This is a genomic window from Shewanella sp. SW32 (assembly GCF_025653365.1).
Taxonomy (GTDB): domain Bacteria; phylum Pseudomonadota; class Gammaproteobacteria; order Enterobacterales; family Shewanellaceae; genus Shewanella; species Shewanella oncorhynchi.
In genome coordinates this window covers 15,616-33,297 of record NZ_JAKKSJ010000031.1, presented here as the reverse complement: position 1 = coordinate 33,297, position 17,682 = coordinate 15,616, and the positions used below count along the sequence as shown (strand labels likewise).

The 17,682-nt window shown below is 46.4% G+C and carries 15 protein-coding genes; 7 read left to right on the top strand and 8 right to left on the bottom strand.

The window, feature by feature from the left end; genetic code table 11:
* Positions 1-29: 29 nt before the first annotated feature.
* On the bottom strand, positions 30-746 hold the full coding sequence (locus L5M28_RS17595) for a tRNA1(Val) (adenine(37)-N6)-methyltransferase (protein WP_263204087.1): 717 nt from the start codon (positions 744-746) through the stop codon (positions 30-32).
* A gap of 528 nt (positions 747-1,274) precedes the next feature.
* On the opposite strand from L5M28_RS17595, the gene brnQ reads away from it, so the two are divergent.
* From brnQ to L5M28_RS17565, 6 genes are all read left to right on the top strand, one after another.
* The gene (gene brnQ / locus L5M28_RS17590) at positions 1,275-2,687 is read left to right on the top strand and encodes a branched-chain amino acid transport system II carrier protein (RefSeq protein ID WP_173246583.1); all 1,413 of its coding nucleotides are present in this window, start codon (positions 1,275-1,277) and stop codon (positions 2,685-2,687) included.
* Between the two features lie 120 nt (positions 2,688-2,807).
* Positions 2,808-3,710 carry a site-specific tyrosine recombinase XerD gene (gene xerD, locus L5M28_RS17585; protein ID WP_212599768.1) on the top strand — a complete coding sequence of 301 codons (903 nt, stop codon included), beginning with the start codon at positions 2,808-2,810 and terminating at the stop codon, positions 3,708-3,710.
* A gap of 140 nt (positions 3,711-3,850) precedes the next feature.
* Positions 3,851-4,576, top strand: a complete 726-nt coding sequence (dsbC, locus tag L5M28_RS17580) for a bifunctional protein-disulfide isomerase/oxidoreductase DsbC (protein WP_263204086.1) — start codon at positions 3,851-3,853, stop codon at positions 4,574-4,576.
* A gap of 94 nt (positions 4,577-4,670) precedes the next feature.
* Positions 4,671-6,395 (top strand): single-stranded-DNA-specific exonuclease RecJ, encoded by a 1,725-nt coding sequence (gene recJ / locus L5M28_RS17575; protein ID WP_263196730.1) that lies wholly within the window; start codon positions 4,671-4,673, stop codon positions 6,393-6,395.
* A gap of 17 nt (positions 6,396-6,412) precedes the next feature.
* Entirely contained in the window at positions 6,413-6,742 is a 330-nt protein-coding gene (locus L5M28_RS17570; RefSeq protein ID WP_263204085.1) for a hypothetical protein, read from the top strand.
* Positions 6,743-6,776: 34 nt separating this feature from the next.
* Positions 6,777-7,217, top strand: coding sequence for a GNAT family N-acetyltransferase (locus L5M28_RS17565; RefSeq protein ID WP_113939821.1), 441 nt, complete (start codon positions 6,777-6,779; stop codon positions 7,215-7,217).
* A gap of 72 nt (positions 7,218-7,289) precedes the next feature.
* Here the strand turns inward: L5M28_RS17565 and ahpF are convergent, their stop codons facing one another.
* The 4 genes from ahpF to L5M28_RS17545 all read right to left on the bottom strand — a co-directional run bounded on the left by ahpF (position 7,290) and on the right by L5M28_RS17545 (position 12,334).
* Positions 7,290-8,861, bottom strand: coding sequence for an alkyl hydroperoxide reductase subunit F (gene ahpF, locus L5M28_RS17560; RefSeq protein ID WP_263196734.1), 1,572 nt, complete (start codon positions 8,859-8,861; stop codon positions 7,290-7,292).
* A 163-nt stretch (positions 8,862-9,024) separates the two neighbouring features.
* A complete protein-coding gene (gene ahpC, locus L5M28_RS17555) occupies positions 9,025-9,594 on the bottom strand; it encodes an alkyl hydroperoxide reductase subunit C (protein ID WP_105250080.1) in 570 nt (189 codons plus the stop codon).
* A 371-nt stretch (positions 9,595-9,965) separates the two neighbouring features.
* Positions 9,966-11,501 (bottom strand): leucyl aminopeptidase, encoded by a 1,536-nt coding sequence (locus L5M28_RS17550; RefSeq protein WP_173246576.1) that lies wholly within the window; start codon positions 11,499-11,501, stop codon positions 9,966-9,968.
* A gap of 89 nt (positions 11,502-11,590) precedes the next feature.
* On the bottom strand, positions 11,591-12,334 hold the full coding sequence (locus L5M28_RS17545) for a spermidine synthase (protein ID WP_113939824.1): 744 nt from the start codon (positions 12,332-12,334) through the stop codon (positions 11,591-11,593).
* Between the two features lie 106 nt (positions 12,335-12,440).
* Between L5M28_RS17545 and L5M28_RS17540 the strand changes: the two genes are divergently transcribed.
* On the top strand, positions 12,441-12,986 hold the full coding sequence (locus L5M28_RS17540; protein WP_006080363.1) for a mechanosensitive ion channel family protein: 546 nt from the start codon (positions 12,441-12,443) through the stop codon (positions 12,984-12,986).
* Between the two features lie 148 nt (positions 12,987-13,134).
* Here L5M28_RS17540 and L5M28_RS17535 read toward each other — a convergent pair whose 3' ends face one another.
* The 3 genes from L5M28_RS17535 to L5M28_RS17525 form a co-directional block, all read right to left on the bottom strand.
* Positions 13,135-13,905, bottom strand: a complete 771-nt coding sequence (locus L5M28_RS17535; RefSeq protein WP_263204084.1) for a PepSY domain-containing protein — start codon at positions 13,903-13,905, stop codon at positions 13,135-13,137.
* Positions 13,902-14,567, bottom strand: coding sequence for a peptidase (locus tag L5M28_RS17530; protein WP_317630022.1), 666 nt, complete (start codon positions 14,565-14,567; stop codon positions 13,902-13,904). The genes L5M28_RS17535 and L5M28_RS17530 overlap by 4 nt, the downstream gene beginning before the upstream one ends.
* A 133-nt stretch (positions 14,568-14,700) precedes the next feature.
* Complete coding sequence (locus L5M28_RS17525) at positions 14,701-17,415, bottom strand: TonB-dependent receptor (protein ID WP_263204082.1); 2,715 nt, start codon at positions 17,413-17,415, stop codon at positions 14,701-14,703.
* Between the last annotated feature and the right edge of the window lie 267 nt (positions 17,416-17,682).

The following is a 17,682-nucleotide window of genomic DNA, read 5'->3' as shown; positions in this document are numbered from 1 at the left end:
TACTTAATGTGTCAGGATTGGACTCGATATCAGTATTTAAGGTAAAAATCTTGGATCAATTGCACCATGGTTTGTGTGTATTGGCCTGAACGTTCACGAATAGTGATATCACTGAGCTTTGGAGCCATTTGTGGATGAGTCTTGTGGGCGAGTACGCAGAGTACTCGATTAGCGCTTTTTCCTACAATGCTGATAAGGTTGGTTATTTCAATCAAATTGAGCTGAGAGTGCGTTAAGATTTCGTCGAAACGGGCCATACTCTGCATTGGTAATATGAGACTTGCCTTTCCTTGTGGTGCTAGGCACACATGAATGGCATCGAGTAGTGCGGTAAAGCTTAAGCTATCTGTGTGACGGGCCATAGCGCGCTGGGATTGTATCGCTTGCGTGCCTTGCTCAAAATAGGGGGGATTACAAATTATGTGTTCAAAATACCCTTGATACTCAGTTTGTTGGCAAAAGTCTTGGATGCTGCAATTAACTAAGGTCAGTCGATTGGCCCAAGGACTATTGTGGAAGTTATGTTGGCAAGCATGGGCGGCATTGGTGTCTAATTCGACACTGGTGATATGTGCTTGACTGCGCTGAGCGGCCATTAAACTGAGTAAGCCGCTGCCTGCGCCTATATCTAAGATTGATTTCGCGGTGGTCAGTTGTGCCCATGCCCCAAGGACGACGCTGTCTGTGCCTACGGCCATGCCGCAATTCATGTCATCGATATGAAATTGTTTAAAAGTGAATGCCATGGGGAGTTAATTTTGCCGTTCTAAAGTGATTTAGGCCCAATATTGGGCGCGCAATATTCTAATTCTAGCCCTCGTTTTTAGCTAATGTTTTTAAACAGTCGCATCTGTCCTAGCTGTATGAATTTGTGTCGCCAAATCATTTACTATTTTACGTGGTAATACTGATTTCACTTAATTAACGCTTTAATTTATTGCCTTAGAAACCTTTTATTAGCAGTTAATTAGCATTATTTCGCTTTTTTTGCCTGAACGGACTTGTTGTCTTGTATTGATGCTTTAAGTCTGGTATTAGTTTCGCCCCCATTTTTAATCACTTTTAAGATTAACGGATAGGTAAACGAGTTTGTTGGTGAATTAGTCGTCAGTTAGGCTACATAAACGTTCGCCATCGTTTATAAACTCGGCAGATATCGAACATATTTACCACGGAATTGTGTAAACATAGATTTGCACTCCGGATGGGCTTTGTTTTAGCTATGGCTAATCGACACATAATCACTTAAGTTTGTAAAAAAACAATAAGACAAGATGGGGCTTCCAGTGCAAGACAATCAGATGAGTATCGGAGATACATTAGGCTTAGGTTTTATGACCTTTGCGTTCTTTTTAGGTGCGGGAAACCTAATTTTTCCACCATTCGCGGGTATGTTAGCGGGCGAAAATATGCCCCTCGCCATGTTGGGTTTTTTGATTACCGCCGTAGGTTTACCTTTAGTTGGACTGATTGCTGTCGCTAAGGCTCAAGGTAAGGTTATGGCTATGCTGCCAGTATTTGCAGCAACGACATTGGCCGTCGCGATTTACATTATTATCGGCCCCGCTTTTGCTGCGCCGCGTACGGGATTAGTGGCTTACGAGATTGGTGCTAAGCCATTTATTGATGACACTACGGCAACGTTTTTGCTGGGCAGTTTAGAATTAAACCTGACGCAACTGCTATACACATTAGGTTTCTTCGCTGTCACTATGTTGCTGGCGCTTTTCCCAGGTAAGTTGCTCGATAGCGTAGGTAAAGTATTAACGCCTATTTTATTGATTTTGTTGGTCGGATTAGCCGTTTCAGTGCTATTTTTACCTGCATCCGAAGTAGGCCAAGCTGTGGGGGATTACCAACAGCATCCGCTGACCAAAGGTATTTTGGAAGGCTATAACACTATGGATACGTTAGCATCATTGATGTTTGGTATGTTGATTATTGATATCCTGCGTAAAAAGGGCATTGACCAACCCAGCGATCAAACTAAGTATCTCATTCGTGCAGCCTTTATCGCCGCCGCTGGTTTAACTTTTGTGTATGTGTCCTTGTTCTTTTTAGGTGCAACCGCCGGCGACATCGCTATCGGCACTAAAAATGGCGGCGAAATATTAACAAATTACGTGACCCGCGAGTTTGGGGAGCTAGGCTCAGTCTTGTTGTCATCAGTCGTGACTTTAGCTTGTTTGACCACTGCGGTTGGACTGGTTAGTGCGTGTTCTGAGTTCTTTAATGAGCTAATGCCTAAACTGTCTTACCGTTTCCTCGTGATCTTTTTAAGCTTGATATGCGCTGTGATTGCGAACGTGGGCCTAAGTCAGTTGATTGCTATTAGTATTCCCGTATTAATGACGATTTATCCTGTGGCTATTGCTCTTGTGGTTGTGACTTTCCTGACCGCTTATTTTGCGAATCCACAGTTTGCACATCGTGCAGTACTGAGCGTGGCACTGTTTTTCGGCATCTTCGATGGCCTTAAAGTGGCAGCGAAAAGTTTGACTGACGCTGATGGTCAAGCCATGAATGGCTTAGCACAGGGCTTTATCCATATAGTGAATGTTATGTCTCCAGTGTTATCTAAGCTGCCACTCTATGAAGAAGGTATGGCTTGGTTATTGCCGACCATTGCGACGATTGCACTGTGTTTAGTATTCGGTCGTGGCCGTGGTCAAACGGCTGCAGCCTAGGCTTTGCATTCTAGTTCTCGTCTTTATGCTTAACTCAGTTAAGCTTATGCAGGCTTAGACATATTTAAATTAATATCAACGGCGTATCATTTGATTACGCCGTTTTTTTATGGAGTATTTGTGCCTAAAACTTATATGCCAGATCCACTTATCGATGCTTTTCTTGATGATCTTTGGTCAAGCAAGGGACTGAGTGATAACACGCTATCGGCCTATCGTACCGATCTACGCCATTTTGATCGTTATCAAGGTCAGCAAGGAGTGACGTTACTTGCGGTTTCTCAGGCCGATGTTAGGGCATATCTGGCCTTTAGAGTTGAGCAGAATTTTGCGCGTACCAGTAGCGCTCGACTGCTCAGCAGTTTACGGCGTTTTTATACTTATTTGGTGCAGATCAAGCAGATTTCAGCCGATCCTATGGCCTTAGTCGAGTCGCCTAAGTTAACGCGTCATTTGCCGGATTCTCTGAGTGAGTCGCAGGTTGACCGTTTACTGTCTGAGCCCAATGTGGATGATGCCGTCGAATGCCGTGACAAGGCAATGCTAGAGCTTTTGTATGCAACTGGCCTCAGGGTGAGTGAACTTGTCGGCTTGACCATGGAGCAAATGAGTTTGCGCCAAGGCTTAGTACGTATTGTGGGCAAGGGTGGCAAAGAGCGTCTTGTGCCGCTGGGGGAATTGGCTATTACCGAAGTGGAGGGCTACATGAAATTTGCTCGCCAAGAGTTGCTCGGTAATAAGCAATCCGATGTGGTATTTCCGTCGAAACGCGGTCAGATGATGACGCGGCAAACTTTTTGGCATCGGATTAAACTTTATGCTCTGCGTGCGGGGATTGAAACTGCATTATCACCGCACACTTTACGCCATGCTTTTGCCACTCATTTGCTCAATCACGGTGCCGATCTGCGCGTTGTCCAACTGTTATTAGGTCACAGCGACTTATCGACGACACAGATTTATACCCATGTCGCACGGGCAAGATTGCAGGAATTGCATCAACAGCATCATCCTAGAGGCTAAAAAAGGATTTAGTTACAGCATAAATTTGCTTTCCGCGCGGCTTGTCTGTAACTTTTTGCCCCTATACAGGGTCTATTGAATATCTCGAGTTAGAACGGCCCCAATATCTCGTTGTAGCGACACAATTTATAGGATGTCCCATGAAGTTGACCCCAGCATTATCCTTAGTTTTTGCCCTCCTAGTTGCACCACTTGCCAGCGCTGCCACTGCGACGTCTCCCGATACCGCTGCGATTAAGCTAAAACTCGGTGAGATGTTAGATGTTGAAGTCATTTCTATGCAGGACTCACCAATTGAGGGCTTGTATCAAGCCATGACCAACCGCGGCGTGCTCTATATTAGCCGTGATGGTTCAAAACTATTCCACGGTAGTGTGTATGATATCGATAAGGGCATGAAAAACTTAACCGAAGCCGCATTAGCGGGTCCGCGTTTAGAAATGATGAAGCCGCTTGAAGAGAATATGCTTGTCTATAAAGCGAAAAACGAAAAACATGTGGTCACTGTATTTACCGATGTTAGCTGTGGTTATTGCCGTAAACTGCATAGCCAAATGTCTGACTACAATAAACTTGGTATTACAGTGCGTTACTTAGCCTTCCCGCGCGCGGGTGTGCCGTCAGCTAATGCCGATGAGATGCAAGCTATCTGGTGTGCTAAAGATCCATTAAAAGCTATGACTGATGCTAAAGCGGGCAGCAAAGTTGCCGCGGCAACATGTGATGCTAAAATTGCCGAGCAATATGCGTTAGGTACAACCTTTGGTGTCAATGGTACGCCTGCAATCGTATTAGAAGATGGCAATATGATCCCTGGCTATCAACCGCCTGAAGACTTATTACGCACCTTAGAGGCACGTCAGTAACAGCCTAAAATGTAAAATTTATCCCACGAAAGGTGAGCTTAAGGCTCACCTTTTTGTTATCTTATTGCCACGATTTCATGAGAGTTTGAGTCCCTTGATCCATAAGATAGTCCGTCGCCCAACCGTTGATGATAGCCATTTACCCGCTCATCTTTCGCCGCTATTGAAACAGCTTTACGCTCGCCGTGGTGCGCTAACCCACGAATGCGAGCTTGTCCTTAAGGGTCTATTAAGACCTGAAACCATGAAAGGGTTGCCCGAAGCCGCGGCGCTTATCGCCGATGCAATGCAGGCGAATAAGTCGATTCTGATCGTGGGTGACTTTGACGCAGACGGCGCGACCTCAACCAGTGTGTGTATGTTGGCGCTGCGGATGATGGGCGCGGTGAAAGTCGATTATTTGATCCCCAATCGCTTCGATTACGGCTACGGCTTAAGCCCTGAAATTGTTGCGGTTGCGGCGTCTAAACAGGCTGAAATGCTGATCACTGTCGATAATGGTATTTCATCAATTGACGGTGTTGCGGCGGCCAAAGCCTTTGGTATGCAAGTGGTGATTACCGACCATCATTTACCCGGCCATGAGTTACCCGCTGCCGATGCGATAGTGAACCCTAACCAACCGGGCTGTCCATTTGCCAGTAAATCGATAGCGGGTGTCGGCGTGGCCTTTTATTTGATGACGGCATTAAGGGCTGAATTACGGACGCGAAACTGGTATCAAACCCATAGTATTGCTGAGCCTAATTTAGGCACATTACTCGATATCGTTGCCCTTGGCACCGTTGCCGATGTGGTGTCACTCGATGCCAATAATCGTATTTTGGTTGAAGCAGGTTTGCAGCGCGTGCGAGCCGGGCGTTGCCGTGTGGGGATTACTGCGTTGCTTGAAGTGGCGAAGCGAAATCCGGCGCGGATTGTCGCATCTGACTTTGGTTTTGCCGTGGGCCCAAGACTGAATGCCGCAGGCCGGTTGGATGAAATGGCACTTGGGGTTGAAACCTTACTCTGCGAAGACATGATGTATGCACGGCGCATGGCGGCAGAGCTTGACGGATTGAATCAAGAACGCCGTGAGCTGGAAGTCGGCATGCAGCAGGAAGCCTTAAAAAGCCTTGAGCACTTAAAGCTCAACGAAGCCGAGTTACCTTGGGGTATAGCGCTATTTCAAGAGGATTGGCATCAAGGCGTGATCGGGATTTTGGCCTCGCGCATTAAAGACAAATACCATAGACCCGTGATTGCCTTTGCCGATGCGGGCAATGGTGAAATTAAAGGCTCGGCGCGTTCGATCAAAGGCTTGCATATGCGCGACTTATTGGAGTTAGTGAACACTCGCCATCCGGGACTGATTATTAAATTTGGTGGTCATGCAATGGCGGCGGGTTTATCGCTCAAAGCGGGCAGTTTTGCGATATTTGCCAAAGCCTATGATGATGCGGTGCGTGAGCAGCTTAAACCTGAGTTGTTAACGGGCGAGCTTTGGTCCGATGGCGAACTCACTCCCGCAGAGTTGAATCTTGAAATGGCTCAGTTACTGCGTAATGCGGGACCTTGGGGACAAGCTTTCGAAGAGCCGTTATTCGATGGTTACTTTACGATAGTGCAACAACGTCTTGTCGGTGAGCGCCACCTTAAGCTCGTACTCGAAACCCAATGCGGCACTGTGATGCTCGATGCCATTGCCTTTAATGTGGATTTGCACACTTGGCCAGATGCGACGATTAATCATGCTCGTGTTGTGTATAAACTCGATGTGAATGAGTATCGCGGCAATTTTTCGCTGCAACTTATGGTTGAGCAAATCGAAGCTATGTAAGATGACAAGGAGTGAAGTTGAAATCATTATCCGATAAAAAAATCCGCCAGCTACTTAAGCGTTTTGCTTGGATATATGTTGTCTGCTTAAGCATACCGTTTATCTCAACCTTACTCACCACTAAGGCTCAGGGGCAAATGCTGCTTATGGGGATTTGGCCAGCAGCCTCCTTGTTTTACTTTCTCGCTTACCGTTATTTAGCTAAATCCTTTAAGTATGAAATCAATCGCCACTTAGCCTTTAGTTATCATGGCGGTGGTACTTTAGCGGGGGCTTTGTATTCGTTAGCTAAAGTGGTGTTATTAGCGATGGCATTTATGATATTTATGAGTGCCAAGAACACCTGAACTGACGTTAACGGAAAATTTCGGAGAAAGGAAAATGCAGCAGGAAACAGGATACAGAGTCAGTACAGATCAAGCTGAAATGAATCTTGAGGTTATCCATGGCTTTATTAGTAATAGTTATTGGGCGCAGGGCATGCCAAAGGCACTGCTACAAAAAGCGTTAGCCAATAGTCTGTGTTTTGGGGTATTTGATAAGGACAATCAACAAGTGGCTTTTGGTCGCTTAATCACAGATAAAGCCACTTTTGCCTATCTTGCCGATGTGTTTGTACTTGAGTCGCACCGCGGCTTAGGTTTAAGCAAGTTGATGATAACAGCAATTCTTGAACATCCTGAATTACAAGGTTTAAGACGGATAATGTTAGCCACCCGCGATGCCCATGGACTCTACGCCCAGTTTGGATTTAAAGCGGTCGACACCCCTGAAATGCTCATGCAAATTAGGCCTGCTAAGCCTTATCAATGCCTTAGTTAACATCAAAAAAATAGCCAGCAAATGCTGGCTATTTTTTTGCGTTAGCTTTGATGTCTGTTGACTAGTTAAGCTTTAAGCGGCTTTGGTCGCGGTGGTTTCTTCATCGCTGTGGCGAATTAAGTAATCAAATGCGCCCAGTGATGCGGTCGCGCCGCTGCCCATGGCAATGATAATTTGCTTGAAAGGTGAGTTAGTGACATCACCTGCGGCAAAAATACCTGGGACTGAGGTTTGGCCGCGCTCATCGACTATGATTTCGCCCCTTGGGGTTAAATCGATAGTGCCCTTTAACCATTCCGCATTCGGTACTAGCCCAATCTGCACGAAGATACCTGCAAGTGCGACATGGTGACTCTCGCCAGTGGCTCTGTCTGTGTAGTTCAGGCCATTAACCCGAGTACCATCGCCAGTCACTTCAGTGGTCATGGCTTGGGTAATGATTTTAATGTTACCCATAGAAGCCGCTTTACGTTGCAGTACATCGTCAGCGCGCAGGGTTTTATCAAATTCCAGCACAGTCACATGTTCTACTATGTTCGCAAGATCGATAGCCGCTTCGATACCTGAGTTACCGCCGCCGATCACCGCCACACGTTTGCCCTTAAATAACGGGCCATCACAATGTGGGCAGTATGCGACGCCTTTGCCACGGTATTCTTTCTCGCCCGGGACGTTCATTTCACGCCAGCGGGCACCTGTGGCTAACAATACGGTACGGCTACGTAATTTAGCACCGCTTGCCAGTTCAAGCTCGAATAAACCGTCAGTCGTCAATGACACGGCTTTTTGGTTGTCCATGATGTCAACTTCGTAGTCTCGTACATGGGCTTCAAGGTTTGCCACTAGTTTTGGACCTTCGGTCGCTTTGACCGAAATAAAGTTCTCGATACCGACGGTTTCAGCGACTTGTCCGCCAAACTTGTCGGCAACAATACCGGTGCGAAGTCCTTTACGTGCTGCATAAATGGCTGCTGCTGCGCCGGCTGGGCCGCCGCCGACGACTAAGACTTCGAATGGCGCTTTTTCATTAATTTCATCGGCCTTACGGCTTGCGGCATTGGTATCTAGTTTATTGAGGATCTCGCTAATGCTGATACGGCCGGCTGCAAACACTTCGCCATTTAAGTAGACAGAAGGCACAGCCATAATGTTTTTGCTGGTTACTTCTTCTTGGAACAGGGCACCGTCGATCATCACGTTGGTGATATTCGGGTTAATGGCCGCCATCATGTTCAGTGCCTGTACTACGTCTGGGCAGTTTTGGCAGGTCAGTGAGACGTAAGTTTCAAAGGCATATTTGCCTGGCAGATTGCGGATCTGCTCAATAATATCATCGCTGAGTTTGATTGGGTGTCCACCCGTGTGCAGTAATGCCAGCACGAGTGAGGTAAATTCGTGACCCATAGGCAGACCAGCAAAGCTGATTTGCGTATTAAGCTCTGGGTTAATCACTGTCATCGCCGGGGTGCGTTCGCCCTGAACTTCTTTCAGGCTCACCAGAGAACATAGGCTGACAATGTCTTGCGCTAAGCTTTTTAATTCTTGAGACTTTCTACTCTCATCTGCAGACACGACAAGTTCAACTGGTCTCTTGAGGTTTTGCAGATAGGTTTGCAGTTGATTTTTTAAATTCGCATCTAACATGTGATGACTCCAAAATCGCTTAAAAGGGAGAAATAAGGGGGCCAGTCTAGGCCCTTGCAGGGGCGGGCTTAATCCTTTGCTGCGTGGCGCTACAACTGTGTTGGCTGTAACGCCAATCAGCTTGGGACGCTAGACTGGCGGGGTTGACGCTTTGCAGGCTAAATTAGATTTTGCCAACGAGGTCTAAAGACGGTGCTAATGTTTCGTCACCTGGTTGCCATTTAGCTGGGCAAACTTCGCCATCGTGAGTAGCAACATATTGAGCTGCTTGAATTTTACGAACTAGCTCTTGAGCGCTACGGCCGATGCCTAAATCGTGAACTTCGCTGACCTTGATTTGGCCTTCTGGGTTAATCACGAAAGTACCACGTAGTGCTAAACCGTCTTCTTCAATCATCACGCCGAAGTTACGGCTGATAGTGCCTGTTGGGTCAGCCAGCATTGGGAAGTTGATCTTCTTGATGGTGTCTGACGTGTCATGCCATGCTTTGTGAGTGAAGTGAGTGTCAGTTGATACTGAGTAAACTTCAACACCCATTCCTTGCAGTTTTTCGTAGTGATCAGCCATGTCGCCTAATTCAGTTGGGCAAACAAAGGTAAAATCTGCTGGGTAGAAGAAGACAACAGACCATTTACCTAACAGGTCTTGTTCAGTTACAGGAACGAACTCACCATTGTGGAATGCAGTGGCTTTGAATGGTTTGATTGTGCTGTTGATAATTGATTGAGTCATTTTATGCTTCCATTTAGTTGATGATGGCTTAAGTTCATAACGAGGACATTTGCTTGCGTCCTGTCGATGTGAAGCATATTACCGACTCGATTAAAATTAAGATAACGGATAAAAACTATTATCTTAATCGGTTTAGTAGAATGATGATGCGATTAGGTCGGACTCAATCGGTTTTTCTGCGACTGCTGCGGGTTTGGCGTGATTGGGTGTAGTTTGGATTTAGCCGGCTGGTCTTTGGTCTTTGGTGATTGAGATAAGATAAATTTCGAGCATAAAAAAGGGATATCAATGATATCCCTTAAAGTGTAAATACAATTAAAACAAGATACTGAGGTTCTAGGTTCTAGGTTCTAGGTTCTAGGTTCTCGGTTCTAGTTCTGTGCTTTGGGTTGAGTTAACCAAGTGCTGAGTAAGCGCACGCCGTAACCTGTTGCCCCCGCAGGCACAACAGCGGTATCAGTGGCGGTTAATGCATTACCTGCGATATCGAGATGTGCCCAAGGCTGTTCGCCCGCAAAGCGTTTTAAGAACATGGCCGCAGAGGAAGCCCCCGCGCTGCCTTCTTTACCTGTGTTTGTGAGATCCGCGATAGTGGATTTAAGCTCATCCGCATAGGCTTGATCTAACGGTAAGCGCCAGACCTTTTCGCCAACCTGTTGACCAGCATAAGTTAGCTGCTGCACTAAAGGCTCAGAATCGGTAAACAAGCCTGCGTAAACATTGCCTAACGCACTCACTTTTGAGCCTGTCAGTGTCGCAACATCGATAATCACTGATGGCTTATAATTTTCTCTGGCATACCAGAGGCCATCGGCCAGCACTAGGCGACCTTCGGCATCGGTATTGAGCACTTCAACGGTGAGACCTTGGGCGGTTTTAATCACATCACCTGGGATCATTGCATGACCCGATACCATGTTCTCCGCCATGGGCATAATCGCCACTACGTTGACTGGCGCTTTTTGAATCGCCATGGCTTTAATAGTGCCAAGCACAGTGGCTGCACCTGCCATATCTGACTTCATCCGCGCGATTGAAGTACCTGTCGCCTTAATATTGTAACCACCCGAGTCGAAGGTGATGCCTTTACCGACCAGTGCGATTGGCACGTCTTTGCTACCAGGCCAATGGGCGACCACTAACTTAGGTGGGCGCTCGCTGCCTTTACCTACAGCAGCTAAGGCGCCCAGTTGTAGACGTTCGATATCTTTGGCTTCTAATACCGTGACTTTAACGCCGAGGGATTTGAGCTTTCTGGCTTCGTTAGCAAAGCTGTCGGGATACATAATGTCTGCAGGTGCGTTTGTCAGATCGCGCGCTAAAAACACACCTGCTTCAACCGCTTGCAGATTTTTATGGTGTTTTTGGTTGCGACTTAAATCATCGACAGCGATTTGGTAATTCTTCTCGGCACGGGGGCTCGCTTTGAACTGAGTGTAGCGATAACTGCGTAGTTCAATTCCGTGTGCAAGCTCAGAGGCAAATAGCGGCGCGGCAGTTAAGCCTTGGGTGAGTACACGCACTGTAGCTTGGGGAACCGTATCGAGTTTGGCCGCAACATTGCCACCGATGGTATTAATGTCACCGGGCGTTAAGTTTTTTGCATCGCCAATGCCGACCAGTAAGACTCGTTTAGCATCAATTTCGCTGGGTACCAAAATCTCGAGGATTTCCCCCCGTTTGCCGGAAAAAATATTATCCGCCGTTGCTAGGTTTAATTGATCTTGGGTCGACTGAGGTAAAAAGTCGATCCCATAGGTAGTAGAATCAGCGCTTTGGAATAGCACTAATGTATCTGAATTCAGTGAGCTACGAGTGTCAAAACTAAAACTTTCGGCGTTAGCATTGAGAGAGTTAAGGCATGCCAGAGCCATAACGCTTAACATCAATTTATTATTATTTTTCATGGTGACAGCTCATATCATGGAAGTGTGAGAAGAATATCAAAGCTCAGCCTTAGGGTTAACTAATTTACGCTATTTTGCTGATATTAGTATTAAATCCAAGGCCCAAAGCGTGTCAATGATCGATCAAGGGCAAAACCCAATTGTTGCGATAAAGATTGAGCACTACTTTTAAGGGCCGAGGTGCCTAAAAGCTGTGGCGATTGGCTCGCAAAAATCACCCAATTACCGCCGCCTGTGAGACAAGCGTTCACATGGGCAAAGTGTTGTTGTAAGTCGGCTAACAACTCGCGATTTTGGCTATGTTCTTTCCAGCAGTTCAGCACTAAATAACCGTTGGGTTTGATGAGGTTAGTGCATTGCTCAAGGAATATTGGCGAAAGCTGCCCTGTTTCAACGCCTTTGGCTGTGTAAATATCGGCAAAAATTACATCCACTTTTTTATGATCGCCAGCAGCTAAAAAAGCAATAGCATCATCATTGATAAGATTGAGCTTTTTACCTATCGGCAGCTGAAAATAGCGCTTAGCTAACTCAATCACCGCGGGGCGTAATTCCACCGCTGTTAACTTTATTGCCGCGTCGAAATTGCGCAGTGAGTGAATAATCGAGCCACCGCCTAAACCTAAAACAATAGCGCTCTTGGGCTTACAAAATAGTAAAACCAACAACATGGCTTGCACATAAGTGTGCTGGGGAATATGGGGCGCTGCCTTGAGGATCTTACTCTGCTCATCGTTATCCCCAAAGGACAAGATCCGTGAGTCGTCATAATCGATTACACGAATCGGGCCTAGTGCGTCTTGGGTTTCATGTAAGAGGGTCGAATCGGCCATATTGGATTAATTACTCGGTTTAGCTGTTTGGCTTGTTTGCACGGGCTATAACTGCTCGCGCAAAAAAGTTAGAATTCAGACAGTTTTAGTTAATTGAGCCGCTATTATGACAAATCAAATCCTGCTTGCCTGTATTTATCTTGCAGTGTTTCTCTTTTTACAGCGCGCCTTAACCCATTGGGTTAGAAAACTCGCGCAAATGAAGCAAGTGAGTGTTGCACGGACCAGCTTAGTGACCCGTTTTATTTCCTATGTGATGTTTTTTATTACTCTGTCCTTGATGGCGGTCTCGCTCGGACTGGGCTATCAGGATGTGTCGCTATTTGTGTCATCTGCCTTTGCGGTGATGGGCGTTGCATTGGTTGCTCAATGGTCGATATTGAGTAATTTAACCGCTGGCGTGCTGATCTTTTTCGTGTTTCCTTACCGTATCGGCGAGCGCATTCGGGTGGTCGATAAGGATGAAGATATTAGCGGCGTGATCATCGAAATCGCTTTATTCCATGTGCTTATTCACCGCGATAACGGCGATACCATCACTTATCCTAATAACCTCATGCTGCAAAAGGCAGTGTTAAAGCTGGCCGATCAGACTCCCTTAGCCGAACGTCAGGCGTTACTCGAAGGCAAAAAGAAGTTTGATCCTGAGTAGTTTGGATTGTTGCGCAGCGCTATATTGATTATCAAACTGTGCTGAGCGTTCGTGGGCGTGTCTGAGTCGTTTGGCAGGCTTATAGGGTCTATTAACCCATCGCGGCGTACGATGAGATGAATGAAATAGCTCTTGCCGTTCTAGCCATTCAACTCAGACTTAACCGATAGCGCTTGAGTACAAGATTATCAATAACCCAATACAGGCCAGATAGGGATAACAACAAGGTCAGTATCCCCAGCAGCCAGCTAAAGGGGTTGTTAAAAGTACCTTGATTGAGGTAATCCATAAAGTGCAATTTAAACATCAAGTCGGCGATGTCTGTGTGGTCATTTTTATGGCCAACTAATTCGCCATTAACTGTATTGATATAAATTCGCGTCGACAGGTCATCATCCATATCTATTTGCCAAAGTGAATTGCACTGGGTTGGCCACTCGCTAATGGGGGCTGATATTTGCTTAACTTGGGTAATTTTCCCTGGCCCGGTATAACTTTCAAGCGCCAGTTGTTGCGCGCTTTGTTTATTAATGAGTAAGGTATTTCCCGTATATGCATCAATCAAGGTTTGCTGCTGGCACTGGTGTGCATAGCGCTGCACCTTTGCATCGAGTACATAAACGGGCTTACCCGCGAGCGCCATTAATGTCAGGCTTTCTACCTGAGTATGTTTAGCCAGTAAGGGAGCGATATCCACGAGCTTTTGTGGATCAAATTCTTGCTTTTGCGGTGCAGGACTATGGCTAAGCTGGTACTCCATTCCCTTGAGTTCATCATGGGGCGTTAAATTGAAATAGACCCCAGTAACAAGCCAAAGTAGCAGTTGAATGCTTACTATGGCACCGAGCCAATAGTGGGCGATTTTGACCCAGCGTTTGAAGTGTTTACTTTGGGGCTTAGGTTTAAGTTTCGGCATCATTTCAGATACTTCCTTCTGCGCTGCCAAAGTAAGACGAAGCCAGCTAACACAGCCACAATAGAGACGAGAGCCGAACTCAGCAGCAGAAGATTGTCGATGGCTTCACCCTCGTCGTAATCCATAATGTGCCATTTCCAAAAGAGATCAAACAAACGCCAATAGTCATGTCTGCGCGTGACTAACTCACCCGTTGTCGCTGACAGATAAAGGCTTGTGGCTGCACTATCGTTAAAATCTATTCTCCAAACAGGCAAGTATCGCGGCGCTAGTTCAGCTGGGGCGATATCGGTGAGCAGAGTTGCACTAACAAGCTTAGCCTCTAAGGGTAAAGACCCGTGATGCTGATAGTTTGAAGCGATTATTCGGGCTTGTTTCTCCGTTATCGAAGGCAATAACTCACCCGAATCTGCGTCCACGAGAATGGACTTATCGTTCAGTTTAATCCGGTAATAGAGGGTATCAGTGATTGAGGTTAACGCGATTGCTTGAGCCTTAGGGAAACGCTCATAAACAGCTGCGATTGAGTAATGGATTTGGCTGGGATCGATATGCCGTAAGTCTTGCACTTTAATATGATCGCCACGGATAAACCCAAGGTCCATTAAGACGAAATAGCTGCCGGTGACTGACCAGATCCCAATCGGCAGTACCAGCAATAGCATCAACCATCTGTGCAGAAAGTGCGCCGATGAGACTCGTTTTAGTGTGTTAACCCGCTTCAAGTTGATGACTCACCTTTTATTTAATTAATTTAGCCTGCTTGCTTAAGGGGATTGCCCCCTTAAGCCCAAAGCATTACAGAGCCCATTTCATTCCGACATAGTAACGACGTCCCATTAGGTCATACGTCATAGTGTTGGTATTACCGTCGGTATAGCTTTGATGATATGGCGCTTGCTTGTCGAACAGATTATCGATACCTGCCGTTAAGGCGATGTTGTTGTCCATTTGATAATGAACCTGTGCGTTATGGTAAGTGAGCGCATCAACTGAGTCACCTATCTCTGCGGCATTGGCATATTGATCATCCGCCGCGCCAATATACTGAATGTTGTAGCTAAAGCGCCAATTGTCATTGGTGATATCAAAATAGAGGTTTGAGCGCCATTTGGTGTAGCTACCATCATAACCTATGGTGCCTGCTCGAGACTCAACGGGGGCGCCGGCGTAGGTTTGCAGATCGTATTGATCTAAATAGCTCAGCTCCCAAGTCGTATTCGTCACCAAGCCTGCCATCTCTTTCTGGTAAAACATCGCCATATCAACACCTGAAACCACTTCGTTGGCGGCGTTGCCCAGTTGTGTTTGTAAATAGGTGATGTTGCCTGTCATTGCGTCTCGCACAAAATGTTCGTCGCTACAGAAAGGATGTGTCATCCCTTTGCTGTCGTAACAGGCGGCTAATTTGCTCGAACCATTGACTGAGTTAATGGCGTTATCAATCTCAATTTTGTAGTAATCGAGCGTGATATTGAGCCCTTCAATAAACCCCAAATCCCAAACAATACCCGCAGTAAAGGTATTGGCTTCTTCTGGTTCAAGTTCAGCATTGCCACCACGGTCGGTTAATATTGTGCCTTCTTGTTTATAATTCGTTGGCACGTTTGATGCCATACAATTAGCGTATCGATTCGAGCTAGGGTCGAGCTTGGCCCACTCGCTACAAGGATCTGTAGTATTCATGGAACCTTGATCTATGCCGCCAAACAACTCAGGAATATTAGGTACTCTGAATGCCGTGGATTGCGTGGCCCGCAGCGTCACTGCGTCATTGACGACCCACAGTAGCCCAATTTTATAATTGGTATCGCCACCGAAGGTATCAAAATAGGAATATCGCAACGCCGCAGTTAATTCGACCGACTTGGCAAAGGGCAGGCCGCTTAAAATAGGTAACAAGGTTTCAAGATAGATTTCGTCGGCAGTGTAACGACCATCAATCGGATCTTGCTGGGCAGTGTTTGCTTCACCACTGATTTTAAGTGGGTCTGGATCATTCCATCCTTTCTCGTTTCTGTGCTCTAGTCCTGCGGCAAAACTCATCATGCCCGCGGGTAACTGCCATAGATCGCCTGTGATATTCGTTGTGAGGCTAAACTGCTCATTACCGCCGCTATCACGCATGTTAAACAGAAAATAGTCCAGCATTGCAGGTGTGAGTGAGCCAGCTCCCCAAAAGTTTGCGCAAGGTACATTGGGATCAATATTACAATTGCTATAGTCTGTCGCGTCGGCAAGACGAACCTTATTAATGACATTGGTCACTTCATAGGAACCACGATTACTGCCGAAGTTAACGGCAGCATCCCATTGCCAACCGTTGTCTAAATCACCTCTAAAACCTGTCACTAAGCGCCAAGTATCCGCTTGAATATTAAATTGTCGGGGAGCTTCTGCCAGTCTGCGACTCTGGAGAAGGAAGTCTGCATCGGTCGGATTTGATTCATGCCAAGCAGGGATCACGATACCTGACACCGATTGCGGAGTAGCGGGTAATTGTGAGCTACGGTGAGTGTACATAGCCTCAGCAAACACTTGGCTGCTCGCCGTTAAGTCATATTCACCGTAGGCAAACAGATTGACTCGCTCGTTAGGTTGAACCGCATTAAAATACTGATAAGTATTATCCTTATGGCTACTGGTGTAAGGGGCACTTCCTGTTGGCAATAGCATTAATTCATTGCCGATTTGATTGCCATTTGCATCAATGAAATGGCCTCTGCCTCCCGGCAGCGCCGAGCTACCGCCACACACTAGCTCACCATTCACTTCCTCAAGCGGACAAGGTGCGCGACTCAGCATATCGACGGCTTGGGTTTTATCGTAACTCATCGCCACATATGCACTGCCACGCTCACCTATATGACCGAGGGCAAGGTCGAGCTTGTACTGTTCACCATCATTTTGCTCGGTTATGCCCGTTCTCGCTTGAAATTCAACCCCTTCGATTTGTTGCCGAGTGATGATATTGACCACGCCAGCAACCGCATCTGCACCATAAATGGCGGATGCACCATCTTTTAATACCTCGATTCGTTCAACCACGCTAATGGGAATAGTATTAAGATCCACGGAGGAGTTTGCCCCTGTGCCACTGTTCACCATACGTCGACCATTGAGCAGTACGAGTGTGCGATTTACCCCTAATCCGCGCAGGTTAACTTGGGTTGAACCATAGCCCCCCTCAGTCCAATAGGCATTCGTTTGATTACCCGCAAACCCCGCAGAAGCCGTCATTCTTTGCAGCAATACTTCAACTGAGGTGGCACCGGTTTTCTCGATATCTTGCGCGGTAAAAACGGTCATCGGCGCTGTGGAAGCCATCTCTTCCCTTTGAATTCGGCTCCCTGTAATGGCAATCCTTTCGATAGCAGTGGGAGTCGATAATTGAGGTTTAATTGCAGATGCTGGAAACATTGCTTCAGTTTCGGCTTCGGCTGCTATCCCTGAAAAAGTGGCCATACTTGTTAGGGATATTGCAATTGAAGTCATTACTGCAGAGCGGGACATAATAAGCCTATGAAAGGTTTGTTTAAATAATGAGATGTTTTATAAAGGATTAAGCTGATATCTCAATAAAAACTCAACGACCTGCGACACTGTGTCACACCCCTAATACGCGGTTTATAATAAAGTGCTGATATAATCGACACTTTTGATATGGAAAAATAAAATTACGCTTGTTTCTGCTTATTTCCACTATCTCTATATTTCCACTAAGTGATAAATCACCAATGACTAAGGGTTTGGAAGTTCAACCATGTGGGCCCGCTGCAT